This window comes from Stenotrophomonas sp. YJH_SMC_19, assembly GCF_059367915.1.
In genome coordinates, this window is sequence record NZ_JCAFRI010000006.1 from 115,888 (window position 1) to 139,908 (window position 24,021).

General features: G+C 65.7%; 21 protein-coding genes and 1 tRNA gene. 14 read left to right on the forward strand and 8 right to left on the reverse strand.

Annotated features, from left to right (window positions below; genetic code table 11):
• Nucleotides 1–112 precede the first annotated feature (112 nt).
• The 3 genes from AC5P5R_RS09120 to AC5P5R_RS09130 all read left to right on the forward strand — a co-directional run bounded on the left by AC5P5R_RS09120 (nucleotide 113) and on the right by AC5P5R_RS09130 (nucleotide 2,757).
• Nucleotides 113–188: transfer RNA gene (locus tag AC5P5R_RS09120), tRNA-Ile, on the forward strand.
• Between the two features lie 90 nt (nucleotides 189–278).
• Nucleotides 279–920 carry a hypothetical protein gene (locus AC5P5R_RS09125; RefSeq protein ID WP_100438920.1) on the forward strand — a complete coding sequence of 214 codons (642 nt, stop codon included), beginning with the start codon at nucleotides 279–281 and terminating at the stop codon, nucleotides 918–920.
• Nucleotides 921–981: 61 nt separating this feature from the next.
• Nucleotides 982–2,757 (forward strand): serine hydrolase domain-containing protein, encoded by a 1,776-nt coding sequence (locus tag AC5P5R_RS09130; RefSeq protein WP_231914946.1) that lies wholly within the window; start codon nucleotides 982–984, stop codon nucleotides 2,755–2,757.
• A gap of 18 nt (nucleotides 2,758–2,775) precedes the next feature.
• On the opposite strand, the gene AC5P5R_RS09135 is transcribed toward AC5P5R_RS09130, so the two are convergent.
• Entirely contained in the window at nucleotides 2,776–3,168 is a 393-nt protein-coding gene (locus tag AC5P5R_RS09135) for a DoxX family protein (RefSeq protein ID WP_043034583.1), read from the reverse strand.
• Nucleotides 3,169–3,286: 118 nt separating this feature from the next.
• Between AC5P5R_RS09135 and AC5P5R_RS09140 the strand changes: the two genes are divergently transcribed.
• A complete protein-coding gene (locus tag AC5P5R_RS09140; RefSeq protein ID WP_100438919.1) occupies nucleotides 3,287–3,706 on the forward strand; it encodes an H-NS histone family protein in 420 nt (139 codons plus the stop codon).
• Between the two features lie 49 nt (nucleotides 3,707–3,755).
• Nucleotides 3,756–4,163, forward strand: a complete 408-nt coding sequence (locus AC5P5R_RS09145) for a hypothetical protein (protein WP_005411174.1) — start codon at nucleotides 3,756–3,758, stop codon at nucleotides 4,161–4,163.
• 23 nt (nucleotides 4,164–4,186) lie between these two features.
• On the opposite strand, the gene AC5P5R_RS09150 is transcribed toward AC5P5R_RS09145, so the two are convergent.
• Complete coding sequence (locus AC5P5R_RS09150; protein WP_005411173.1) at nucleotides 4,187–4,828, reverse strand: glutathione S-transferase family protein; 642 nt, start codon at nucleotides 4,826–4,828, stop codon at nucleotides 4,187–4,189.
• Nucleotides 4,829–4,913: 85 nt separating this feature from the next.
• Nucleotides 4,914–5,717 carry an AraC family transcriptional regulator gene (locus tag AC5P5R_RS09155; RefSeq protein WP_100438955.1) on the reverse strand — a complete coding sequence of 268 codons (804 nt, stop codon included), beginning with the start codon at nucleotides 5,715–5,717 and terminating at the stop codon, nucleotides 4,914–4,916.
• A 7-nt stretch (nucleotides 5,718–5,724) separates the two neighbouring features.
• On the opposite strand from AC5P5R_RS09155, the gene AC5P5R_RS09160 reads away from it, so the two are divergent.
• Entirely contained in the window at nucleotides 5,725–6,675 is a 951-nt protein-coding gene (locus AC5P5R_RS09160) for a DMT family transporter (protein WP_172476272.1), read from the forward strand.
• A gap of 27 nt (nucleotides 6,676–6,702) precedes the next feature.
• On the opposite strand, the gene AC5P5R_RS09165 is transcribed toward AC5P5R_RS09160, so the two are convergent.
• Together AC5P5R_RS09165 and AC5P5R_RS09170 are read right to left on the reverse strand one after the other, a co-directional pair.
• Complete coding sequence (locus AC5P5R_RS09165) at nucleotides 6,703–7,731, reverse strand: hypothetical protein (protein WP_100438917.1); 1,029 nt, start codon at nucleotides 7,729–7,731, stop codon at nucleotides 6,703–6,705.
• A gap of 260 nt (nucleotides 7,732–7,991) precedes the next feature.
• Nucleotides 7,992–10,841 (reverse strand): TonB-dependent receptor, encoded by a 2,850-nt coding sequence (locus tag AC5P5R_RS09170; protein WP_407073448.1) that lies wholly within the window; start codon nucleotides 10,839–10,841, stop codon nucleotides 7,992–7,994.
• Nucleotides 10,842–11,380: 539 nt separating this feature from the next.
• Between AC5P5R_RS09170 and AC5P5R_RS09175 the strand changes: the two genes are divergently transcribed.
• The 4 genes from AC5P5R_RS09175 to AC5P5R_RS09190 all read left to right on the forward strand — a co-directional run bounded on the left by AC5P5R_RS09175 (nucleotide 11,381) and on the right by AC5P5R_RS09190 (nucleotide 15,514).
• Nucleotides 11,381–11,833: a PA2169 family four-helix-bundle protein gene (locus AC5P5R_RS09175; protein WP_005411167.1), complete on the forward strand. Its 453-nt coding sequence runs from the start codon at nucleotides 11,381–11,383 to the stop codon at nucleotides 11,831–11,833.
• A 278-nt stretch (nucleotides 11,834–12,111) separates the two neighbouring features.
• A complete protein-coding gene (locus AC5P5R_RS09180; protein WP_235646572.1) occupies nucleotides 12,112–14,679 on the forward strand; it encodes an RHS repeat domain-containing protein in 2,568 nt (855 codons plus the stop codon).
• 67 nt (nucleotides 14,680–14,746) lie between these two features.
• Nucleotides 14,747–15,127: a hypothetical protein gene (locus AC5P5R_RS09185; protein WP_005411165.1), complete on the forward strand. Its 381-nt coding sequence runs from the start codon at nucleotides 14,747–14,749 to the stop codon at nucleotides 15,125–15,127.
• A 24-nt stretch (nucleotides 15,128–15,151) separates the two neighbouring features.
• Nucleotides 15,152–15,514 carry a hypothetical protein gene (locus AC5P5R_RS09190; RefSeq protein ID WP_100438913.1) on the forward strand — a complete coding sequence of 121 codons (363 nt, stop codon included), beginning with the start codon at nucleotides 15,152–15,154 and terminating at the stop codon, nucleotides 15,512–15,514.
• A gap of 115 nt (nucleotides 15,515–15,629) precedes the next feature.
• Here AC5P5R_RS09190 and AC5P5R_RS09195 read toward each other — a convergent pair whose 3' ends face one another.
• Nucleotides 15,630–18,986, reverse strand: a complete 3,357-nt coding sequence (locus AC5P5R_RS09195; RefSeq protein WP_100438912.1) for an autotransporter domain-containing protein — start codon at nucleotides 18,984–18,986, stop codon at nucleotides 15,630–15,632.
• A 188-nt stretch (nucleotides 18,987–19,174) separates the two neighbouring features.
• Between AC5P5R_RS09195 and AC5P5R_RS09200 the strand changes: the two genes are divergently transcribed.
• Together AC5P5R_RS09200 and AC5P5R_RS09205 are read left to right on the forward strand one after the other, a co-directional pair.
• Nucleotides 19,175–19,375, forward strand: coding sequence for a hypothetical protein (locus tag AC5P5R_RS09200; RefSeq protein ID WP_100438911.1), 201 nt, complete (start codon nucleotides 19,175–19,177; stop codon nucleotides 19,373–19,375).
• 156 nt (nucleotides 19,376–19,531) lie between these two features.
• Nucleotides 19,532–19,882, forward strand: coding sequence for a VOC family protein (locus AC5P5R_RS09205; RefSeq protein ID WP_005411161.1), 351 nt, complete (start codon nucleotides 19,532–19,534; stop codon nucleotides 19,880–19,882).
• Nucleotides 19,883–19,897: 15 nt separating this feature from the next.
• On the opposite strand, the gene AC5P5R_RS09210 is transcribed toward AC5P5R_RS09205, so the two are convergent.
• A complete protein-coding gene (locus AC5P5R_RS09210) occupies nucleotides 19,898–20,527 on the reverse strand; it encodes a TetR/AcrR family transcriptional regulator (RefSeq protein ID WP_005414565.1) in 630 nt (209 codons plus the stop codon).
• 126 nt (nucleotides 20,528–20,653) lie between these two features.
• Between AC5P5R_RS09210 and AC5P5R_RS09215 the strand changes: the two genes are divergently transcribed.
• Entirely contained in the window at nucleotides 20,654–22,126 is a 1,473-nt protein-coding gene (locus tag AC5P5R_RS09215; protein WP_111723043.1) for an MFS transporter, read from the forward strand.
• Nucleotides 22,127–22,136: 10 nt separating this feature from the next.
• Here AC5P5R_RS09215 and AC5P5R_RS09220 read toward each other — a convergent pair whose 3' ends face one another.
• The gene (locus AC5P5R_RS09220) at nucleotides 22,137–22,442 is read right to left on the reverse strand and encodes a KGG domain-containing protein (RefSeq protein WP_099481011.1); all 306 of its coding nucleotides are present in this window, start codon (nucleotides 22,440–22,442) and stop codon (nucleotides 22,137–22,139) included.
• 499 nt (nucleotides 22,443–22,941) lie between these two features.
• Here AC5P5R_RS09220 and AC5P5R_RS09225 point away from each other — a divergent pair, with 499 nt between their 5' ends.
• Entirely contained in the window at nucleotides 22,942–23,835 is an 894-nt protein-coding gene (locus AC5P5R_RS09225; protein ID WP_076739632.1) for an NAD-dependent epimerase/dehydratase family protein, read from the forward strand.
• The last annotated feature ends 186 nt before the right edge of the window (nucleotides 23,836–24,021 follow it).

Below are 24,021 nucleotides of genomic sequence, written 5' to 3' on the forward strand. Positions count from 1 at the left end.
CAGGTGTGGTTTGCGGACGTGGCGGAGACGCGGTTGGGGCATGTGGCTGAGGCTCTTGCTGCTGCCGGGTAGCCGATCGAGCGCGGCCTCCACTACACTGTGACGCTGCGCCGGGCCTATAGCTCAACGGTTAGAGCAGGGGACTCATAATCCCTTGGTTCCAGGTTCGAATCCTGGTGGGCCCACCAACCGACCTCGCCTGACCGGTCGCAGGTCTCATCGCTCCCCAGCGCGACCTGCAGCGTCGGTACCATCTGATCCGCACACAGGGATCGACCATGGCCAGCACCGATACGCCGGTGGAAGACTTCACCAACGAAATCGAAGACAGCCGGCACCTGTTTGCCTGGTGCCTGGTCCACTATGGACAGGTGCCCGAGGCGCTGGCACTTGAACAGGCACGCCAACGCTATCCCGACCAGAGCCCCGGCCGCGATTACGAGCACGCGCTGATCTTCCACGACGAGCCCTGGCATTGGGCGATGCTGCAGGTGGAAGGGGAAGGTTATTGGCACCGGCGCCCGGAACTGGCGCAGCCATCGCTGGACTATGAAGCCGAATCGGACGCACTGTGCCTGGCCCGCGGTGAGCGGGTCCCACTGCTGGATGAGGACGAGTACCTTGGCGCGCTCGCGCATGCGCGCCACATGCGTGCATGGACGCTGGTCCATCAGACAGGTCGTTCGCCGGATGAAGCGCGCCAGGAGGCGCTCGGCCACTACACGTATCATCCGCGCCATCATCGCGGTCGATTTCAGGTTCATGATCCGCGTGATGGCTGGCGTCATGTGATGAGCGAATTGCATGGCGACGATTACTGGGCGCGACCAGAGTTGCGGGAACCGCCACAGGCCTATTGGAGCGAGTCCCGCGCCTTTGTTTCGGCGCAGGGAATCCGCTTGCCGGACCCTCCGAGCTGAGGCCTGCTCGGCCGGCGAAGGCGCAGCACCGTCGATCACCGCACTCTGTGCCGAATGACACATGCCCCGCCATTTCTGCTGGCGGGAAGATGGCGGCATCCCGAAGTGGAGTGATCTGATGCCTGGTACGCTCAGTCGTCGCGCCTTCCTGGCCAATGTCGCGGCTGTTCCGGCGGCCACGCTCATGCCCACCGGTGTTGCCACGGCGGCGCAGCCCACCGTCACCACCGGGAACCTGATCGAAGCGGAGCGCGGCGTGATCCGCTCGGCCATGCAAGGCAGCGGCATCGGTGCCGCTGCCGTCTGCCTGGTCGAAGGCGGGCAGGTGCGCTGGACTGAAGGCTTCGGTCACGTATCAGGCCAGGGTAGCGCGGCCGCGGACGCCAGCACGATGTTCAGCATCCAGTCCACCTCGAAGAATTTCGCGGCGGTGGCGGTGCTGTTGGCCGTGCAGGACGGCATTCTTGATCTGGATGCGCCCATTGCCCGCTATCTGCCGTCGTTCACCGTGCGCAGTCGCTTCGAGCATTCCCCGCAGGAGCGCATCACCCTGCGCCTGCTGCTTGCCAACCGCGCGGGATTCACGCACGAGGCGCCGCTGGGCAACAATTACGAACCGGCGTCACCGAGCTTTGATGCGCACGTCCGCAGCATCTCGCAGACATGGCTGCGCTTTCCGGTGGGTACGCGCTATCGCTATTCCAACCTGGGCTTCGACCTTGCCGGTCATGTCCTTGAGCAGGTTGCGGGCATCGGCTATCCGGCCTGGCTGCAGCGCCGGATCTTCGAGCCACTGGGAATGCACGACAGTACGGCCGATGCGTCGGTCTACCTGGCAAGCAAGGGTCGGGCACTGGGAACCCAGGAAGGCCATGCGCAGGTGCCGCCGGTGACGCCGCTGGTGGTGTCGGGAGGCGTCTGGACCAGTGCTGCCGACATGGCGAAGTATCTTGGCTTCCTGCTCGGTGGCGGCCAAACCGGCGCGCAGCAGCTGCTCGAGCCCCATCTCTGGGACGAGATGCATGGCTTCGGCCTGGGCGGTGACTACGGGCTCGGCGTAATGCGCAGCGAACGCCTCTACGGTAGTACACCGGTGCGGCTGCTGCACCATCGCGGCGGAGGCTTCGGATTCGGGTGCGTGTTCACCTACTGCAGGCAGGCCAACGCTGGATTCGCCGCGATGTTCAACCGCGCGACGTCCGCGGGGTACGGCATCGGCGAGCGTCTGCTCGACCAATTGCTGTCGGCGCGTTTCGGGCCCCGTCAGCCGCGTGTGCCGCTATCGTCCCTGGCGCCGATCAGGTTGAACCAGGACCAGATCCAGCGGATGGCGGGAGACTGGATAGGGCGCAGCGGCAAGGCGAAGATCGTGGTTGCCGGAAGCGGTGAACTGCAACTGCATCGTGGGGCGCAAGCTGTGGGCAGACGGTTTGCGGCCATCGACGACGACCAGCTGTTCACCGCGGACACCGATGGAGAGGTTGCGACGTACCGTTACCATGCGGCGACGGAGAGGCTGCCTGCGCACCTGGAATGTACGAACGGCGAGGATGGCCTGGACCAGAACGATCCCATCGATGGGGCCACAGGGCCGCAGGCGTCCCATTGGCGACCCTGGCTGGGGCGCTATCGCATCGACCAATGGGGGAAACCGTCGATGTCCGTTGTGCTGGAGCAGCGACAGGGCTGGCTGTACATCGATGGCATCCGCCTGGTCACTGAAGTGGAGCCAGGCCTGCTGTTCACCAGCGATGGCGAAGCGGTGGATTTCCGCAGCTCCCAGCCGACATGGCGCAACCTGCGTCTGCAGCGCGTCCAGCCCGTGGGCCGGGGATGATGGCGGCATGCCGCGTGCTCATCCGCGCCGCCCACGCCCATCGATGCTGTAACGCCCCGCCCCGGTGCAGGCCAGCAGCAGGAAGCCACCGGCCAGCCCCAGGTTCTTCAGGAACATGATCTGCTGGGTCGGGTCGGCAACGTTGTGGTGGAAGATGAAGGCGGTGACCAGGCTGAAGCCTGCCAGCACGATCGATACCAGCCGGGTCTGGAAGCCCAGCAGGATGCACAGGCCGCTGCCGATCTCAAAGGCGATGGTAGGCCACAGCAGGATGCCGGGTACCCCCATCGCCTCCATGTAGCCCTGGGTACCGTTGAGGTCGCCGAGCTTGCCGATGCCGGACACCAGGAACAGCGCCATCAGCAGGATGCGCGCAAGCAGGTAGGCGAGCGAATGCGATGAGTTGCTCACGTCGAAGTCCTCGGAGATGGCTGCCGAAGGCGATCGGAGCCCACCGGCAGTGAAGCCCGTGTCTACGTACCGGGCAAGGCGGCTTGACAGCTGGCCGGCCGCAGGACACCTTTCCATCATGACGATCGATATTGAATCGCTCAGCCTTCGGGAGCTGGGCGCCTTGGTGGTTGCCGCTGAACAGCGGAAACAGCTCATTTCCAGCCGCCGTCCGGCCAGCGCGGTGCGGCGGATGTTGAAGGCTGCCGCGGCCGAAGCCGGCTACACCCTCGAAGAACTCTTCGGTGGCGAAGCCTCGGAAACACCTGCGCCCGCCCGCAAACCCACCCGCCGTAAATCCGGCAAAGTCGCGCCCAAGTATCGCGACCCGGAATACAAGCGCCTGACCTGGACCGGTCGCGGGCGCATGCCGCGCTGGCTGGCGTCCAAGGTGTCGATGGGCCACAAGGCCACCGATTTCCTGATTCCTGGCTTGGCCAGGCCGACCGCTGGCAGGACCAGCACCATCGGCAAGCGGACTGTCATCAAGAAGGGATGAGGCTGCAGCACTGCTACCCTGCCCGGGTCTTTCAACCAAGGAGCACCGGATGGCACACGAGGGTGGCATGACGATCACGCCGAAAGTCCTGTACACAGCCGCAGGCGTGGCCGTGCTGGTCAGCCTGTTGGCCTGGGCGGTGGAGTGGAGCGGGATGGCCTATGTCTGCCCATACTGCCGCGTACAACGCACTGTCATCGGTGTGCTGGGCGTGCTGACATTGTTCGCGCGGCCGGGGAGCCTCATCGTGCCCTGGTTGTCGTACACAGCGGGCGGCTTCGCGTTCGTGGTTGCAGCGATGCAGCACTTCAATGGCTGGAAGCGCATTTCCGCCGGTGATTTCAGTTTCAACGCGCAGTGGTACATCGACCCGTGGCTGCTGTCAGGCGGCGCGATGCTGATCCTGGTAGCGCAGCTGATGCTGGTGCAGGCCGCCTGCCGGCGCAGCCTGCGCTGAGTGTTTCCACCCATGGCGTGGAACTACCCGTTCTGGAATACCGCCAACTGCGCAGCAAACGCGCGCTGATAGGCGGGACGCTGCGTCGCCCGTGCCACATAGGCCACCAGCAGCGGGTACTCGTCGAGCAGGCCGCTGCTCTTCAGGCGCAGCAGCACCGAGACCATCATCAGGTCGCCCACGCTGAACCCGCCGTCCAGCCACGCCGCCGCGCCCAACCACGCGGACAGTTGTGAGAGACGCATCCGCACGCGCTCGTCCAGCATCACCAATCGCTGTGCATACCAGGGCTGTTCGCGCTCCAGCACCCAGGCCATCGAGCGCTCGACGATGGGTGGCTCCACCGTATTCAACGCGGCGAACACCCACATGACTGCGCGCATTCGCGCATCCGGACCGACGGGGAGCAGGCCGGCATGCTGTTCGGCCAGGTGCAGGACGATCGCGCCGGATTCGAACAGGACCTGGTCGCCCTCCTGCCAGGTGGGAATCTGTCCGAAGGGATTCCGCGCCAGGTGGGCAGGTTGCTTCATTTCGGCGAAGGTCAGCAGCTGCACGTCATAGGGCACGCCCAGTTCCTCCAGCGCCCAGCGCACGCGCATGTCACGGGCCAGGCCCTGGCCGCGGTCGGGGGAGGTGGCAAAGGCGGTGAGGATGGGGGACATCGCGGCGCTCCTGCAGGCGGGAAGGCCTGTCTCTTCTGTTCCGACGAACGACGAGGGCGGAAATCGACATCCCTCGATGCGCTCTTCACCCCGCCCGATGCAGTTTCCGGTACTGGTCCGGCGTGCAGTGCGCGTGCCGCTTGAACATCTCTGCGAAGGCGCTGACGCCGGAGTAGCCCAGCTCCTCGGCAATCCGGCTGATCGGTCGGCGTGTGCACAGCGCTTCGGTGGCACGCACGAACTTCACCCGACCGCGCCAGTCACCGAGTGACATGCCCAGCTCGCTGCGTGCCATGCGCTCCAGCTTGCGTACGCTCATATGATGCCGCTGCGCGATATCGGCGACCGACTCGGCTGCGGACAGGTGCTTCTCGATGTACGCCATCACCTGTTTCAGGGCATCGCTGCTGGCGATCGGCAGGAAGCTGGGCAGCACTGCGGCGTGGGTGATCTGGTCGATCACCACGGCGGCCATGCGCCGCTGGGCCGGCGTCCGCGGATCGGTCACGCCCTGTCGCGCCAGCTCGTGCAGCAGCTCGCGCAGCAATGGGCTGACTTCCAGCGCACTGCAACGCTCGGGCAGGCGGCGTGACAACGCCGGCGACAGGTAGGCCGAGCGATAGGCCAACCGCGACCGGTTGCGCGAATAGTGGGGCATTCCCGGTGGGATCCAGATCGCGTAATGGGGCGGGGACACCATCCACTCGCCGTCGATCTTCATCTCCATCACCCCTTGTGCGACGAAGTTGAACTGGCCCCAAGGATGGCTGTGCGTGCCCCAGTCGGTGGGCTCCATCGCACCCTGCCGGAAGTAGACCGGACCGGGCAGCTGGCGGAAGGTGGGGATGGGCTCCATCGGTTGCCGCAACCCGGGGTCGGAGTGACGCATTTTCAGGATGTCCTCGATATGCGCCAAGCGTACGCTGGCCATTCCCCCACGTACACCCACGCTCTTGAACTACCTCTTCCCAATCCTTGCCTGCCTGCTGTGGGGCGCGAATACCATCGTGACCAAGCTGGCCTCGGGCGCGGTCGGTCCCATCGATATTGGTTTCTTCCGCTGGCTGGTGGCGGCCATTGTCCTGTTGCCCTTCGCGCTGCCGCGGCTGCGCAACAACCTGCAGACCGTGCGTGCCAACCTTGGCCGCTTCCTGCTGCTGGGGTGCCTGGGCGGGGTGATGTACCAGTGCCTTGCGTACTATGCGGCGCACTTCACCTCGGCCACCAACATGGGCGTGATCCAGGCATTGATTCCACTGCTCGCATTGGCGTTGTCACGCGTGTTCATGGGCCATCCGGTGCGCGGTACCTCCATTGCCGGTGCGGTGATTTCCACTGTCGGGGTGGTGGCGGTGGTCTCGCAGGGCGACCTGGCACGATTGGCCGCTCAGGGCGTGAACCGCGGTGATGCGATCATGCTGATCGGTGCGTTGGCCTTTGCCGCCTACAACGTGCTGATGCAGCGCTGGAAGATCCCGCTGACGGTGCTGGAATCGTTGTTCCTGCAGGCCACCGCCGCGTCGCTGATCCTGTTGCCGGCGCAGCTGCTGGTCGGTACCGGGGTGAACAATCTCACTGCGGTCGGCTGCATCGGGTTTGCGGCAGTATGCGCGTCGATCCTGGCCCCACTGACCTGGATGACCGGATTGTCACGGTTGGGCGCAGCGCGTGTCTCCGGCTTCTTCAACCTGGTGCCGATCGTGACCGCCGCACTGGCCGTGCTGCTGCTGGGCGAATCGCTCAGTGGCTGGGTACTGGCAGGGGGCGTGCTGGCGGTATCCGGCGTGGTCTTCGCCGAGCACGCAGCGAAGCGCGCGACGATGGCGAGGGGGGGCGAAGCGTCCTGACGCGGTCGGGCCGGACCCGCGCGGACCTCAGCCGTGGCGTTTCGTCCCGCACAGCGCCTGCTCCACCTCCTGCTCCAGCGCGTCGGCGTCGTAGCCGCGCTTGCCCTGCAGGCTCAGGTACAGCGACAGCGGGTCCACACGGTCACCGCTACCGGTGAAGGCAGGCGGATACGACCATATCTGCAACGTTCCGCTGCGCGCGCAGTCGGGGCCGGCTGCAGGCAGTGCCCCCAGCTTCCGCCAGGCATCGATGTACAGGGCGCGTGTGATGCCGTGGTCTTTCGACGGCACCGCAAGCATTGCTTCCGTCCCTGCCTGGGGGGCGGATTGAGCATGTCGGGCCAGAACGTCGGCGACCTGTTCCCAGCAGACCTCCACTTCCTTCAGCACGGGGGAGCGCAGGAACGGCTGCGCTCTCGCCCAGACTTCGCCGCGGCTGCCGGCGAGTCTCAGGAAGCGTTCGCGTCCGCCGGTGGAGCGTTCGGCCAGTCCGCGACCGACCAGCTCAGCGGAGAGCCTCGACGCGGTCATCGAGGTGTATCCGGCAGCACGGCTGACCTCACGCGGCGACCACCAGCGTGCCTGGCCGGACAGGAGTACGTGGATGAGCACGGCCTGCGCCGAAGGCAGCAGCGAAATCGCTTTCTTCTCGTGGTCGGGCGCATCGCGGAACTCGATCGCCAGGCTGGGGGCGTACAGCTGGTTGTGCGGTACCACGAAGTCGATATGGTTCTCGACCAGGAACCTGCGCTGGGTGGGGGTGAGGTACGGCGAGACATACAGCACCATGGCCTTTGCCGCTGAGCGCAGCACTTTCACATCCTGGATGACGCGGCTGCTGGATTCGCCCTGGACGCGTGGAACTGCCAGCATCGCCGGCGTTTCACCATAGAGGGTCAGCTCGGCGATGTGATAGCGCGAGGCCATGGTCTGCGGGATGAAGCGGGCCGCAGCCACGGGGCCGACCACCGAGGCCAGGCCGGGCAGGATCCGGCGCAGGTAGCGCTGCGCATCCATGACCAGATCGGTCAAGCCACTGTGTACTGCCGTTGTCATCGCTTGCTTCCCTTGGACCAGCCTCATCCCCGCAGCGGGGAGGGGGTGGTCCATCGCATTCAGTGGTGAATCCGGAGAGGTCGGGCGAGGTGGATGCCGCGCGGGCGATCCTCGCTTGCCTGCTCCATCTGCTGCCGTTGCGCCAGTGTTGCCGGGGATGTTGGAGATTGGGTCGAAGTAGCGTGGAGATTGGGTGGAGGTTGTGTGCGGCGTGGCCGGCGGAACTCCCCTTCCGCCGGCCACGTGCACGGACGCTACGGTCAGAAGCGCTGCGAGTACTTCACGTACACGGTGCGGCCGATATCGAAGCCGCCGTAGTAGGGGAAGGAACTCTGCGGCTTGGAGAACATGATCGGGCCGCGATGGTCGAACACATTGTTCGAGCCCACTGCCACGGTGCCATCCCAGGGCAGCCTGTAGCTGACCTGGATGTCGTGGAACGCGTTCGAGCCGACCCTGCGTACGGCATCCGGTTCGCCGTTGGCGATGCGTTCGGGCGCGGTGCAGGGCCGGTTTGGCATGCAGCCTTCCATCATCCCGGAGTAGTAGCGCACCGTGTACTGGGCCGAGAGGTTGCCCAGCTGCCAGTTGATGCCGAGATTGGACCGCAGGCGGAACACCCCCGGGCGTCCAATACGACCGTCCATGATGGTGTCACCGGCCGAGTTCTGCTTCTCCTCGTCGTACTTGGAGACGTAGCTGTTCTGCAGGTCAAGGGTGAAGCGACCGAACGCATACTCCGGCAGGCGGTAACGGATGCCCAGGTCCCAGCCCTCGGTCTTCATCGCGCCGAGGTTGGTCAGGCCGTAGAACATGCTGGTGATGTGGCCATCAGCGGCACGCTTGACGCTGCCGCAGCGCGAGGCATTGCCCAGCACGTAGCAGTCACGGAGGATGCGATCGACGTTGTCCTCGATGATCATGTTGGTGATCTTGTAGCTGTACCAGTCCAGGTTGATGTCCAGACCGTTGACCCAGCGCGGGCTCCAGACCACACCGACGGTCTTGCTCTTGGACTCTTCCGGGCGCAGGTTCGGGTTCGAGCCCGTGGTGAACTCGTTCGGGGTCGCGCACGGGTAGCTGGTGCAGGGCTTCAGGCCCTGGGCCAGCTGCTCGTAGCCACGCGGAACACCGGCGGCGTTGCAGGCCGCGTTGCCGTTGACGCTGTTGGTGGCGCCGATGCCGCAGGGGTCCACGTAGGTTTCGAAGCTGGTGCCCAGGCCGCCATACAGGTCGGAGATGCTGGGAGCACGGAAGCCCTCGGCGAAGGTGCCGCGCACCATCAGCTCCTCGACCGGGCGCCAGGCGAAGCTGGCCTTGGTGTTGGTGGTGCTGCCGAAGTTGCTGTAGTCGGAATAGCGTGCCGCAACGTTGACGGTCAGCTCCTTGGCGAACGGAAGGTCACGCAGCACCGGCACATTCACTTCGGCGAAGACTTCATTGAGGCTGTAACCGCCTGCAGTGGTCTGTGCCCCCAGTGCAGTGCTCTGGCGCGACTGGGCAAAGGCGTCGGGAACGTAGCGACCTTCTTCCTTGCGGTACTGGTAGCCCATCGCCACCGAGAGCTCGCCCGCCGGCAGTTCCAGCACCGGGCCGGAGATGTTGGCGAAGTAGCTTCGGGTCTTGGTGATGCCGGTATCGGTGAACGTGGGGAACAGGAAGCGCTGCAGTTCCGGGTCGGCAAGCGAGCCGGCGCCAGCAACGCCGTACGGCAGCAGCGGATTCCAGGCCAGGCAGCCGGCGATCGGTGCACCTGCGCTGCCACAGCGTGCTACACCGTTGCCATCAACAAAGGACTGTCCCAGCGCTTGGCGCGAGGCGATCAGGCTCATGTCACCACGGCCGGTCTTGGTCACCTCGTTGCGGTTGAACAGCGCGCCCACCTCCCAGTCGAACGTTTTGCTGGCCAGTTCGAAGTAGCCCGACAGCGTCGGTGCCACGCGCAGCGACTTCAGCTTGCTTTCGGTCGTGCGCGGAAGCTCCCACAGGCGGCGGTTGAAGGCGATGTCATGGCCGACCGGGTTGAACGCACTGTTGCCGGCCAGCGGCGTCCCGAACTTGGTCGATTCGTAGGGGTAGCCGGCAATCTGCTGGTCCGAGATGCGCTCGTTGTAGCCGATATCGGTGGTGAAGGTGATCTGGTCACTCAGTGCATAGTCGGAGCTGAGGAACAGCGACCGGCGCTCGATGCCGGTCTGCACATGCATCTGCTCGTTGCCGTTGGAATACTCGGCCGGCGTGATCGGATGGTAATCGTTCGGGTTCTTCGGGTCGCCACCACGATTGAGTGTCTTGAACACGGAATTTCCGGTGGCACAGTCGTAAAGCGCCGGGTCACACCAGGAGCCGTTCTGGCTGAGGTCGCTCCAGCCCGCGCGCGGATAACCCGGCCCCGCACCACCATGCTTGGAGAACCAGCGGTCGCGGGCGAACACCGGGTCGGCCTTCTGGTATTCCAGGGCCAAGGTGTAGCCACCTCGCTCGCCGCGCGCGCCGGTAACGAGCGAGAACGTGCTGTCCTTGCCGTCGCCCTGGCTGAACTGGCCATGCTGCGCCGAAAGCTCCAGCCCCTCGACGCTCTTGCGGGTAATGATGTTGATGACGCCGGCGATGGCGTCGGATCCGTAGAGCACCGAGGCGCCATCCTTGAGCACGTCGATGCGCTCGACCGCGCTCATCGGAATCTGGCTCAGGTCCTGCAGGCCGCTGGTGCTGGCGCCCAGGCGCTTGCCGTTCACCAGCACCAGGGTGCGGGTGGCGCCGAGGTTGCGGATGTTTGCGTAGCTGCCGCCGACGTCTTCGCCGGACGACAGCGTGCGCGAACGCGAGAGCGCTGGTGCGCCGGCCGACGTGAGGTTCTGCAGGACGTCGGCGATGGTGGTGAAGCCCTGCTGCTCGATCATCTTGCGCGAGATGGCAAGCACCGGCTGCTGGGTTTCCACATCCACGCTGCGTATCGCCGATCCCGTCACCTGGATGCGGTCCAGGTTCTTCGGAGACTTCGCAGCATCGTCCTGTGCATTGGCAGCCGGCGAGAAAGCGGCAGCCAACACGGCGCCGATCCCTGCCGAAAGCAGAGTGTATTTGTAGTGCATTGTTTCTCTCTCCAAATCCGTTGTGTGGTCGCAATGCGCGCGGCGCTACGACCGGTCTGCATTCCGTTACCCGGAATCGAGAGGAACCTAACATCCCGCTCACATTTGAACTGCGTTATGGACGCGTTATCTTCGCGCGCCCTTGGCCGCTGTCCTGCACGGGGAGTGCACGTCGCGTCGACGTTGTGCAATGTCGTTTCGCTTCAGTCTGGCAGCTCCTTTCCCGGCATACACAGGAGGCCGCCGATGAATACGCCTGGCAAGCCGAAACCCAGCTGGAAGCAATGGCATGTGCTGCTGGTGATTCTGGCGATTGCGCTGCTGATCAGTGTGATCATCGTCATCGCGCCATGGTGAGGCAGGCATCGCATGCTTGTTTTCCGTGAACATTCAATGATGCCGGCAATGAAGAAGTCAGCACGTGTTCCGCATGGTGATGTGTACATCAATTCGTACTCACCCGGCCGGCACACGAGGACGATGATAGTGAGGTCGAAGGCAGTGCCGACGCGCTGCCATTCTCCACTGACTTTCGAGCACACAGGAGCGACGCCATGAGCACCCAGTCCACCATCGAACATCGCCTCAACGACCTGATCGAGATCGCGCGTGATGGCAAGTCCTTCTATGAGGAAGCCGCAACGAAGGTAAAGGATGCCGAACTGTCGGCACTGTTCACCCGTATCGCCGGGGTCAAGGCGCGGATCGTCGCGGCGCTGAGTGGTTCGGTCGCCGCCAGCGGCGGCAAGCCGGCCGAGCACGGCACCATGGTCGGTTCGATGCAGCAGTTCTACGGCAAGGTGCGCGCCGCGTTTGGTGATACCAACTACGGTTACGTGGCCGAACTGGAAGAATCCGAAGACCGCCTGCTGGGCGCGTTCAAGGATGTGCTGCAGGACAACGATCTGCCGCCCGCGGTGCGCCAGGAAGTGACCCAGCTGCTGCCGGATGTGCAGGAGTGCCACAACGTCATGCGGGCACGCAAGCACGCCATGAAGGCTGCCTGACGTCCCGCGCCGGGCGGCCGATCGCGGCCGTCGAGCCCCGGAGGCGCGTCATGCCCCGGGAACCTTCGCAGCCCGGCAGGGCTGCGAAGGACCGGGCGTCCGGCCCCGTTTCCATGGTTATACTTGGCCGAGTCCAGGGAACAGGCGCGGCATGACGAAGGGGGCTTCGTCCAGCATCAACGTCAATCGCCAACCGGATGCAGTCGCGTCCGGTTTTGTGCGTGTGCGCGGTTTGCTGTGATGTGCGCTTCGCCGGTCTTTCCGTTGCCTGATCCTGGTTGTCCCATCGCCATCCATTGCGAACAGGCCCACTGACGATGCGTCGAGTCAATGCACTTTCCGCGATGATGTTGCTGGGCACGGTTGTGGGAAGTGCGGGGGCGCAGTCCTACAGCAAGACCAACGTCATCACCTATCACGATGATCTGTCGAAGTGGGTGCTTGGCCAGGTCCGGACGTCGGTCAACCAGGACACGGGCCGGACCGAGTCCCAGGTGGATTATGACCCGGCCACCGCGAAGCCCCAGCGGATCCATGCCTTCGGCCAGCTCCAGCAGACCATTCACTACAACAGCGACGGTACCGTTCGCGCCGTGGTGGATGGGCGTGGCAATACGGTGAGCCTGTCCGGCTGGAAGCGCGGCATCCCCGGGAACATCCAGTATGCGGATGGTTCGACCCAGTCTGCCGGCGTGGATGACAATGGCTGGATACGCTGGATCACCGATGGCCGGGGCAACACCACGCGTTACGACTACGACGCGATGGGGCGCATGTCGCTGGTCGACTACCCCGACGGCGATACGGTGGACTGGGCGTCCACCACGACACAGTTTGCCCAGGTGGGCGGCGCCGAGTACGGCATTCCTGCCGGTCATTGGCGGCAGACGGTCAGCACCGGCAATGCGCGCAAGGTCACCTACTACGATGCGCTGTGGCGCCCATTGCTGGTGCGCGAGTACGACGCGGGCAATGAAGCCGGCACGCAGCGGGCCTCGGTGACCGCCTATGACACGGAGGGGCGGGTCACCTTCCAGTCCTATCCTGTCGCGGGGGGCGGTACGGTCCAGGACGCCGGAACTGGCGTCCGTACGACGTACGACGCACTTGGGCGGGTGGTCCAGGTCAGCCAGGATTCCGAGATTGGCGCGCTGGTCAGCACAACCGAGTACCTGCCGGGGCGGCGCGTGCGCACGACCAATGCCAGGGGTATCCCGACCGTCGTGACCTACACCGGTGCAGATGCCGCGAAGCTTGACTGGCCGGTACGTATCGAACTGGCAGAGGGAGCCGTGCTGGATATCCCGCGGGACGTCTTCGGCAAGCCGACGTCGATCACCCGCAGGGCCAGCAATGGCTCGGTGACGTCGACCCGGCGCTATGTCTACGATGCGGCGCAGCGGTTGTGCAAGACGATCGAACCGGAAACCGGCGCCACCGTATTTGACTACGACGCCGCATCGAACCCGGTTGGAAGCGCGCAGGGGTTGGACCTGTCCGATGCAGGCAACTGCAACCAGGACATTGCCGCGGCGAGCGGGCGCCGGGTGGTGCGTTCCTATGACGCACGCAACCGGCTCGCATCACTGCAGTTCCCCGACGGCAATGGCAACCAGCGCTGGAGCTACTGGCCCGATGGCCTGGTCAAGCAGGTCACCACGTTGAACGCCGGGGTGGAGACGCACAACAGCTATGCGTACAACCGTCGCGGGCTGCTCATCGGTGAGGTGCAGAGCCCTACCGATGGCGAAGCGCTGGCGATGGGGTATGCCTACGACGCACTGGGCAACCTGTCCGCGCATCGCTATCCCTCCGGCAACGTGGTCGCGTATGCGCCCAACGCACTGGGACAGGCCGGGCAGGCGGGCTCCTACGCCGCTGGCGTGGTCTATTACCCCAACGGGGCGATTCGTCGGTTCACCTATGGCAACGGTATTGTCCACACGATGGTGCAGAACGCGCGCCAGTTGCCGGATGAAAGCCAGGACACCCTTGGCGCAACCCGGATCCTCAGCGACGGCTACGACTACGATGCGGTCGGCAATGTGATGGCAATCACTGACGGTGCCACGGGCCGCAACCAACGTGGCAACCGCAATCTGGGCTATGACGCGCTGGATCGGCTCGTTTCGGCTTCCTCGCCCATGTTCGGCTCGGCGAGCTACAGCTATGACGCGCTGGACAACCTCACGCGGGTGACGATTCTCGGCCGTGACCATCACTACTGCTATGACAACGCCTGGCGCTTGACCAACGTGAAGATCAACGGGTGCGGAGGGTCAACCGTGGTCGGCCTGGCCTACGATGCGCAGGGCAATCTGCGGGCGAAGAACGGACAGCCGTTCGCCTTCGACTTCGGCAACCGGCTGCGTGCGGCGGCAGGTTCCGAGAGCTACCGTTACGATGCTGACGGTCGCCGCACACAGACAGACTCATCGTTCGGACGGATCACCTCGATGTACGACCACGCCGGCGTCCTCCGCTACCAGGCGAGCGAGCGCGAGGACAAACGGACCGACTACATCACGCTGGGCGGAAGCCTGGTCGCCAAGGCAGCGGTGCCGATGCGGCGTTCGCCGGCCGCGAAGGACTTCGTTGGGTGGTCGCCTGTGGCCTCTGCCGTCCGCTACGTCGTCGAGGAAAGCGTGGACGGGGTGACCTGGACCACGGTCTACGAAGGCAACGCCGCGAACTGGACGTCGGCCGCACGCCCTGCCACCAGCTATGCGTATCGCGTGCTTGCCTGTGGCGCCACGGGGAGCTGCACGCCGGTGTCCGATGTCTCGCATGTCCAGCGTCCGCAGGGTGACATCGTGCCCCTGCTGTACCAGCTGCTGCTGGGCTGAGCGTAGCGGACTGCACGGGGCGCAGTGCACCGTCAACCGGTTGTTCATGACAGGGGAAAGGAAGAACATGGCTGGAGTACGTGCTGTATCGCGCCCGCGTGGCGCCATCGGCGGCAAGGTCCTGCTGGCGGTGGTGGCAGTGCTGGGAACTGGCCTGGCCTCAACGGCAAATGCTGAGCCTTACAATCTGGAAGGCCATCGGATCGTATCCGTCGCAACTGGCTGGGGCGGGGAAGGGTTCTACCTGGTGACGCAAGGTGTGCTTCCAGCGGGCTCGGATTGTGGGGGTGGCAATCGCTTCATTCTCCTCAATGATCATCCGATGCAGAGGGAGATGGTCTCGATGCTGCTCATCGCCTGGCAGAACAAGCTGCGTGTCGGATTGCGTGTCGACGGCTGCACCTCCGGGGTAATGCAGCTGAGGGCCGTGACGATGCCTGAGGCCTGATGTCTGAATCCACAGGGGAACTACATGATGATGAGTGACGCGACGTCGGGCTTCCGCAGGAGGTTGGGAGCGGGGTTGGCCTTGACGTTGGCCTTGTGCCTGTCTGCACCACTGAAGGCGGAGCCAACCAGCGATCAGATGACGATTCTGTCGCTGCGGCCGTACATGGACGGCCCGGCGGGAATTGTGTACGTGCATGTTTCGAGTACGGCCTTCTGCAATACCGATACCTTTGCAATCGACATGTCCCGGCCGGGTGCCAAGGAAGCGTACGCGGCGGCGTTGGCAGCGCTGACATCGGGGAAGAATGTCCGGCTCGAGGCGTTCAACTCCACCGGGTGCAATGGCTGGGCGACCCGGCTCCAGTCGATCTTCATTCACGCGTAACGCTCCACGGATGGATCCAGGACGCGATGATCCTGGGGTATCGCGCATGGCCCTGGGGCGTGGATAAAAAGGGGGCGGCCTTGAGGCCGCCCCAAACCGTCAAGAGAACACGCGTCTAGAAACGAACCGACCAGCGCGCGTTGGCGCTGTGGTCGCGGCTTTCACTGCCGTACTGGCCGCTGTAACCCAGCTCCAGCTGCTGGCGCGGGGTCAGCCAGGCCGACAGCCCCAGCTCGGCCACAACGGCGCTGTCGGCAATCGGGGCGCCTTCGACCGCGAAGGTGGTGGTGCTGTTGGCGAATGCGAGGTCGGCCAGCTGGCTGCGGTCACCCGAGGCACGACGGTAGCCCACGCCCCCACGCAGGTGCAGCCAGCTGTCCTGCTGGAACGATGCCTTCAGGCCCTTGTCGAAGCGCAGGCCAGCGGTGGCGATCGTGGTGCCGGTGTCATCCACCTTGCCGTGCAGGGCGGCTGCACCACCGCGCTCGTTGATCGGCTTCAGGTTCACCTCCACGCGCGCGACCTGCAGGTAGGGTTCCAGCCCGGCCTCCGGGCCACCAAAGCGGTAGCCGGCTTCGATGAAGGCCTGGCGGGTATGCGCGTTGTAGCGGGCGCTCAGGCTGTCGCTGAACCCTGCGAAGTCGACATCGCGGGTGCTCTTCACCTTGTGCTTGCTCCAGGCGACGCCGCCACGCAGGCCGAGGCCGCCCCAGTTGTGACTGGCATATGCACCGAAGTGGGTGTTGTCGATCTTCGACTTGGCACGAAGCGCCTGCTGCTTGACGTCGGTGCGGCCGGTGCCAGCCAGGACGCCGACCTGCCAGCCAGAGAACTCGTGGTCGATACCGGCCAGCAGGCCGTTGCTGTTGGCTTCGGTGCGGGCGGTATTGCTGTTGCCGTCCAGCCTGCTGTTGCCGCCCAGAGCCTGCACCCAGGCGCCGGTGGCGTCGCCCGCATCGGCGCTTGGCGCGACTGCACCTGCACGGCGGGACAGCGCGGCATCGCGAACGTAGCGGCTGCCTTCCACCAGTGCGAGCGGCGTGGCTGCGTGCAGTTCTCCGCTGAGGCCGTCGAGCACGCCGCCGACCTGCTGCGGGAACAGCTGGGTCAGCGGCTTGGGCAGGCCCTGGTTGATTGCCAGCAGGTCCGCCGCGGCGGCCACCGCGCGCTGGTTCGGGGTGGCGGCGGCGCTGGCCAGCGAGGCACCGCGTGCCACGTCGATGCGGGTGCCATTGGCCCCGTAGGCGAGGCTGAACTGCAGGAACGGCGAGAACGCGCTGAAGTCGGTTTTCGCGAACTGGCCGTTGATGCCACCGTCGGCGCGGATGAAGTTGAACTGCTCGCCGAGATAGTAGATGCCTGGTTCCGGCAACGCGACCAGCGTGCCGCCGAGGGTGGCGGTACCGGTCACGTGCAACTGGTCGCTGCGCCCGCCAGGCGCGAGTTCGGCGGCGTAGACGCCGGTCGCGCCCTGCACGTAGTCGCCGTTGATGGTCAGCGTGCCGATCGAATTGCCGGGCGCGATGGTGCCGTCCACTCGGGTGCTGCCCAACGTGCCGATACCCTTCAGCAGGCCGTTGCTACCGACCGTGGTGGTGCCGCCGGTCTGCATGCCATTGAAGGACACCACGCCGCCATTGACGGTCAGGTTCCCGTCCTTCAGAACGCCGCTGGCGCTGACCGTGCTGACGCCACCGGTGGTGGTGAGTGCGGTGGAGACCAGGCTGCCGTTGAGCAGGAACCGGCCGCCTTGCACATCGACCGCCGAGGTGAGGGTGTTGCTGCCGTTCAACTCCAGCGTGCCCTCGCGCAGCACCGCGCCGTTGAAGCTGTTGTCGCCGCTCAGGCGCAGCCAACCGATGCCGGATTTGGTCAGCGTGCCGGGGCCGCCGATGTCATTGGTCCAGTCGTCCCAGGCATCGCCTTCCCACACCTTCAGGCCGCCGGCCCTCTGGTTCATCACCACGTTGGTATCCACGCGCAGCGAGCCATAGCCCTCGATGCCCCTGCGCAGGTCAACCATGCCCCAGCCGTAGATCGGGTCGACGCCTGCCGCACCGAGATCGCGCGCGGTGGTCAGCAGGACGTCGCGCACCTGGGCGTTGTCCAGGTAGGGGAAGCGCTCCATCAACAGGCCGAGTGCGCCGGTGATATGGGGGGCGGCCATGGACGTGCCGGTCTTCAGGCCGTAGTCGTACGTGGGATTCTGGCTGTCGATGAGAAGACGGACGTAGTCTGCGGTCTTCTCCAGCCGTCCCTGGATGTCACCGGAAACGATGGTGCTGAGGATTGCCGTGCCGGGTGCGGAAATGCACCAGTTGGCGGCAGCGCCACAGATGCTCGAGCCTGCGTTGATCACGTAGTCGGTTTCACCATTGGCTGTATTGGGCTGGCGAACGTTGGCGACGGCCAGCCAGTAGGGCTCGATCTCCGGCTTCCAGCGCGGCAGGGCCGCGGTGATACCGGCGACGGCGCCGCTGCCATTGCCGGCCGACCAGACCTGGATCAACTGCGAAGCGGGGGCGTTCGCACTGTCCTTGTAGATGCTTCCGTATACGTCGTAGCCGGCACCGATGCGTGCGTACTGGGCATCCAGTGCGGCCACGGTCATGTTGCGGGTGGAGATGCCCCAGCTGTGATTGATGGCACGCACGCCTTGTGCCTGCAGCTGCGCGTACATGTCCAGCCTTGCGGCACCATCGGGATCCGTCCGTTCCACGGCTTCAGGCAGGTAGCCTCCGCTCGCCTGGCGCCTCCATTCGTAGTAAGTGTCACCAAATACACGGGCGGTCGTCAGATCGGCACCGAAGGCGACGCCGTGCATCCCCGTGCCATTGCGGTTGGCGCCAATGGTTCCGAGGACATGCGTGCCGTGATCGGCATAGCGGAAACCCCATTCACGGCCTGCGGCAATGATGTTGGCCTGCAGGGAAGCAGGCACGCCCGCGCCGAGCGTGTAGTAGTTGATACCCGGTTGATCACCCTGTGTCTGGCTGCACGCGCCGGTACCGCCGACGGTTCCCGGTGACGCACAGTTCGGGCCGATGGTGATGCTGGAGGTGTTGCGGCCGGCGAATTCGGGGTGAGCCAGTGCCGAGCCGGTGTCGAACAGCGCCAGGCGCACGCCCTTGCCGGTCAGGCCGCGGGCATACGCGTGGTCGGCCCCCATCGCACCCAGGCCCCAGTCGGCGTTGAATTCATCGCTGCGCCAGCTGGCGGCATCGCCCGGATTGCCGAGCAGGGCGGTGCCGGTTGCCGCGGGCGTGGCGGCCGTCGATGCTGCAGGCGCGCTGACGGCGGGCTGTGCCCACGCCGCCTGCAGCTGGCGCTGTTGCTGCCATGCGTCGAGCGCCTCGCCGGCCATGGCGGGCGCGGCAGCGGCAAGCAACAGAGAGCTGGACACGGCCAGCGCGAGGCGGCTGTGCAGCGGGGAGCGGGAGTGGGACGAACGGCCGTGCAGCGGGTGATTCATCGGGCAACTTCCTTGGTGGACGGGCAACAAGGCCGTTAACGCCAATCCGTGGCGACATCCCCCATGCATGTGAAAGGAGAATTGTGAACAGGTTAAGTGTGCGTGACAGTGGGCTTCACTTCGTCTCCCCGTGTCCTCGCTAACGTGGGGCGGCCTGGGCTCACCAGGCTTATCAAGGAGTGATGGCGATGCGTGTTGTCAGGAAGGTGATCGCAGTGGGGGTATTCGCGTTGGCGTGTACCGGTTCGGTGGCAGTGGCAGGGCCGGTCGAGCCCTGCGACCAGCCGTGCTGGCGGGCTTATCAGATGTGCCTGGCCAGTGGCACCGATGCCGGTGAATGCCAGCAGGCGTACAACACCTGCGTGGTCGATCTGTGCATGGGCGTGTGAGTCGCGCCCTTTGAGCCGTACGCGGAGCCCCGTCATCGACGGGGCTCTTCTGTTCCAGCGATCGCCTCAGATGGCGATGCGGGCATCTGGCCCGAGCCCGCTTGCGGGCCATGCACGCAGCGGCGAGGATGGGAAATCGCACCGGAGCCGCTGCACATGGCCGTCAAACGCATTGTCGCCAACATCGCCACGCCCGACCCGGCGCGTGCCGCAGCGTTCTATGGCGGGCTGCTGGGCATGCCGGTGGTGATGGATCATGGCTGGATCGTCACCCATGGCGGGCAGGGCAGTGCGCTGGCGCAGGTGAGCTTTGCCAGCGAAGGGGGTTCCGGCACCGCGGTGCCCGATCTGTCGATCGAAGTGGACGACCTGCAGCAGGTGCTGGAGCGCATGCACGCGGCCGGCATCCCGCTGGAGTATGGCCCTGCCGACGAGCCTTGGGGAGTGCGTCGTTTCTTCGTCCGCGACCCGTTCGGGCGGCTGTTGAACATTCTCGCCCACACCTGAGCGGGAAGCGTTCCTTCAGCGGCGTCTGCCGCTGCGCGTCGGCGCTGCCGGAACGCCGACCATGCGCAGGCAATCCGCTTCCACAGCGGCGATGAAGGCATCGGCATCCTGTGCGGGTGTGGCGATCAGGTCGTCGGTGGCACCGTGAACGCCGGCATAGATCAACGAGGCGGTGACCTGTGGAGCAGGCAGCTGCCACAGTCCGGCTGCGTTGCCCGCTTCGAGGATGCCCAGCAGCTGCTGCTGGATCGCATTGCGCTCGGCATTGCCCCGCTGGTGGTGGTGATGGTTGGCGTACACCACGTCATGCAACGCGTGGGTGCGCGCGTAGATCTCGATGTTGGCGCGGATCCAGGCGCGCAGGCGCGCTGCGCCATCACCGGCAGGGTGCTGCTGCACTGCCTGTTCGACCTCGTCCATGAACTGCCGCGTATAGCGCTGCGCCAGCGCCTGCAGGATCTCGGTGCGGGAGGCGAAATAGGTATAGAAAGTGCCCTTGGCCACGTCGGCCGCGGCGACGATGTCGCTGATGGTGGTGGCGTCCACACCCTGCGAAAGGAACAACGCCTGCGCGGCGTCCATCAGTTCCTCCTGGCGGGTTTCGGCGGGCTTGGTGCGAGGCCTGGCGACAGCTGGGGTCTGCATGGTGGGCGGTATCCGGGTGTGACGGACGCCATTCTAGCTGCCCCTTCGCACTGACTGACCGCCAGTCATTGACCGACGGTCAGTCAGTCGATAGGATGCGCGCACATCCTCCCCCCGGATCCACGCATGAGACGCCTCCAACGGCCCGCCCTGGTGCTGGCGGCCTACCTCGGTACATTCCTCGCTTCGCTGGACATCAGCATCGTCAACGTGGCCCTGCCAACCCTGCAGCAGGCGCTGCAGACCGACATGGCGGGCCTGCAATGGGTGATCAACGCCTATGCGATCGCACTGTCGGCGCTGATGCTGTCGGCCGGTCCGTTGGGGGATCGCTACGGTCATCGGCGGATGTGGCTGCTGAGCGTCGCCACCTTCACCATGGGCTCGCTGCTGTGCGCCTGCGCCAAGGACCTTTCGACCCTGGTCGCCGGGCGCGCGGTGCAGGGCGTGGCAGGTGCGCTGTTGATTCCCAGTGCGATGCCGATCCTGAGTCACGCATTTCCCGATCCGGGCCAGCGTGCACGCGTGATCGGTGGCTGGTCCGCCTTCAGCGCGCTGGCCCTGGTGCTTGGCCCGTTGCTCGGCGGTGCGCTGGTGCAGCGGGCCGGCTGGCCCAGCATCTTCCTGATCAACCTGCCTTTGGGGCTGCTGGCGTTTGTGCTTGGCGCCTGGGGTATCGCCGAGCGACGGCACCCGCAGCACGCCGCGCTGGATCCGGCCGGGCAGCTGCTCAGCATCGGTGCACTGGGCGCGCTGTGCTATGGCCTGATCGCGATCGGCGAGCAGGGCCTGCTGGCCCCGGTGACGCTTCTGGCGCTGGGCGCCGCAACTGCGGGGCTGATCCTGTTCGGCATCGTCGAGCGGCGGGTGGCACGGCCACTGCTGCCGCTGGACCTGTTTGCCGACGGTCGCTTCCGTATGCTCAACCTGGCCTCGTTCGTGCTGGGCTTCACCGCCTATGCGAGCCTGTTCTTCCTGTCGCTGTTCTTCCAGCAGGCACAGGGGCACAGCGCCGCGCTGGCAGGCTCGCAGCTGGCTCCCCAGTTCCTGTTGATGGGTGTTGTCTCGCTGTTGTTCGGGCGCCTGGTTGCCCGCCTCGGGCTGCATGCCGCGCTGGTGCTGGGCTACGTCCTGGCCGGTGTGGCGCTGTGCGCAATGGCCACGTTCGAACCGGCTACTTCGCGCGCTTGTGCCACTGCCGTGCTGATGCTGCTTGGCATTGGAATGGGGCTGGCGGTGCCGGCGACCGGCATGGCGATCATGGCCAACGCACCGGCCGAACGTGCAGGTATCGCGTCAGCCACGATGAACGCGCTGCGCCAGGCAGGCATGAGCCTGGGCATCGCGCTGATGGGCAGCCTGATGGGCCAGCGTGCCGTACAGCAGTTCACCGCCTGCGCACAGGCCGCAGGGCAGCAGCGGCTTGTTGCGCAGGCGCGTGAACTGATCCTGCACCCGGGCTCGATGCACGCCACGCCGCAGGTGCTGACCTGGTACCGCAGTGCGATGGCCAGCGGGTTCGGTTGGGCGATGGCGGTGGCGGGTGCGCTGGCCCTGCTTGCGGCGCTTGGGCTGCATCGGCAGCGTGCATCGGCTTGACGCGCAGCATTCAGCCCTGCTGGCGTTGCGGGTCCTCTGCCGTGCGTTCGATCACCTGAGCCTGTTGCTGCTGCTGGCGCGCGTTGGCGTGGCGTGCGTGTCCACCTTCGCGTCCGATCGTGGCCATGTGCTGGCGGTCGCGGCTGATCGCTTCGCCGCCCTTGCGGCCTGCGACACGTGCTTCGGCCGGACTGAATTCGTGCGCATTGCCGGAGGCATGTGCCGCGCGCCCGCCCTTGGCGGCGATCGCGCGCTGTTTGTCCTGGTCCATCGAGGCGAAGCCCCGGTTGGAGCTGCGCGGGTTCTGCTCAGTCATGTGAAATCTCCTGCAGTGTGGACGCCGCCTTCGTGGACGACGGCGTCCATTCTTGGCCATCGCACGCTAAGTCCAGGTCGCCATCTTCGCCCCGGTTTTCACGCGCCCTGCGCACCGGGATGATCACGCAGCCGGCCCGGCGGCCGAATTCGTCGCGTATTCACTGCGGCCCTCGGATGTGCGGCAACGCCGGCGGCCGCAGTGGCGGTGCCGCACATATGTTCGATGATCCTGTGCTGCTGCCCGATGGCTATCAGATAAACGTTCCGGACCGGCAACCGATCAAACTGCGCACCGGTGGCAACTGCTAACGGACCGGTGTCGCGCCCCACGCGGCAGGCGGCAACGATCCACTCTCCATCGCACGTCAACTGCTGGCTCCGCCGAAGTCGTCAGGATGAACGCACAGTTGCGCGGTCGTCCTATCGCAGATGTTCCGTTGCATGCCTAGAATCGAAGCATCCCGGTAGTTCCCGGGCGCTTCGAGTGAATGGACTCAATGAAGATTCTGTTGACCGGCAGTTCCGGGCGGATCGGGCGCGCGATCTTCGGCGCGCTGGCGGCTGCCCATGAAGTGGTGGGGCTGGACCGCAGTCCGTTTGCCACCACGCGCATCATTGCCGATGTCACCGATCATCAAGCCGTCGTGCGCGCGGTGCAGGGCGTCGACGCGGTCATCCATACCGCGGCCCTGCATGCGCCACACGTCGGCCTGGTACCGGACGCGGTGTTCCAGCAGATCAACGTGGACGCGACTGCGCACCTGCTGCAGGCGGCGCGCGAGGCAGGCGCACGGCGGTTCGTGTTGACCAGTACCACCGCGCTGTACGGCCACGCGGTGGTGGCAGGGGGATGCCGCTGGATCGATGAGGATACCGAGCCGCTGCCGCGAACGATCTACCATCGCAGCAAGCTGCAGGCCGAGGCCCTGGCTGAAGCTGCCGCCGCACCGGACTTCAGGGTGCGCGTGCTGCGGATGGGGCGCTGCTTCCCGGAACCGCCGGAACGGATGGCGATGTTCCGGTTGCATCGTGGGATCGACGCCCGTGACGTGGCCAGTGCCCATGCCGCGCTGCTGCTGGATGAGGGGCCGGCCTTCGCCCGCTACATCGCCTGCGCCGCAACCCCGTTCCGGCGCGAGGATTGCCTGGAACTGGCCACCCAGCCGCGCAATGTACTGGCCCGGCGCGTACCGCAGCTGCTGGCCGAGTTCGAGCGCCGCGGCTGGCCGTTGCCGCTGAGCGTCGACCGCGTCTACGACAGCGCCCGCATCCGCAGGGAGCTGGGGTGGCAGCCGCGTTTCGGGCCGGACGCCGTGCTGCAGCAGTACGCCGCAGGCAGCATCGAGGTGTTGCCACGCGCGGAGTGGATCAAGGATCGGGTGGCCGAATAGGGGACGCGGGGACGGATCCCTCCCCCGTCCCTGAGTGGATTCAGGAATGTGTAGGCCGGTCGCCTCAACCTCGTTGGCAGGCGGCCGCTAACCCGGTGCGCTTCCTGCGCCGGGCGGGTCCCGGCGGCCGGTGGCCTGCGCGACGGATCGCGCGCCTGCGCGGTGCCCTCCCGGTGCCGGTCGTCC